The 638-nt window shown below is 40.9% G+C and carries 1 protein-coding gene; it reads left to right on the plus strand.

Annotation, left to right across the window (positions count from 1 at the left end; all coding sequences use genetic code 11):
* Positions 1–133 precede the first annotated feature (133 nt).
* Positions 134–638: IS3 family transposase (locus tag IEU65_RS10310; RefSeq protein WP_188352256.1), on the plus strand; the 505-nt coding region annotated here is incomplete at its 3' end.

A 638-nucleotide genomic window follows, 5' to 3' on the forward strand; every position in this document is an offset into this window, starting at 1 on the left:
GTCAAAGACTTTAAAAGACGTCAAGCAACTAGAGAAGCGCCTCGCTATTTTGGAGGAAGAAAACGAAATTTTATCACGCATAGCCTGACAGGCATTGAGCGGCCATCTTACTAGCCAAAAAATAGTCCGTAATGTGGGATTGCCGCTCGTTAACCAATTTTTAGCACAAGGCTACGCGCTTGTGCGTATTTTAAGTGCACTTAAAATCAAACCTAGTACCTATTACAACTGGCGCCATTGGCAACCCAGTCGACAAGAAAAGCTTAGAGAATCCCTGAAACCTTATATTTTAGACGTTTGGAAAACCTTTAAATTTTATGGTTATCGTCGTATTGCTGCTTATAGTCAACAAACCGACGGTCCGAAAGTATCTGAGTATATGACACTCAAATTGATGCGTGAATTAGGGATTAGATCGCGCATGCAAAAACGTTATCGCAAACCCAAAACTGTTGTGACGGTTGCTCAAAAACCCAATCTGATTAGACATTTGCATGATTTGAGCGGTGTTTGGCAAACAGATATCACTTATATTCAGTTGACTAATCACAGATGGGTCTATTTAGCGACCGTTTTGGATCCTGAGAAGAGAAAGGTATTGGGCTATAAAATTGGCGATAAAATGACAGCCGAGCTAG

Origin of the sequence: Leuconostoc pseudomesenteroides KCTC 3652, from assembly GCF_014634745.1 — a bacterium.
GTDB classification, from domain to species: Bacteria; Bacillota; Bacilli; order Lactobacillales; family Lactobacillaceae; genus Leuconostoc; species Leuconostoc pseudomesenteroides.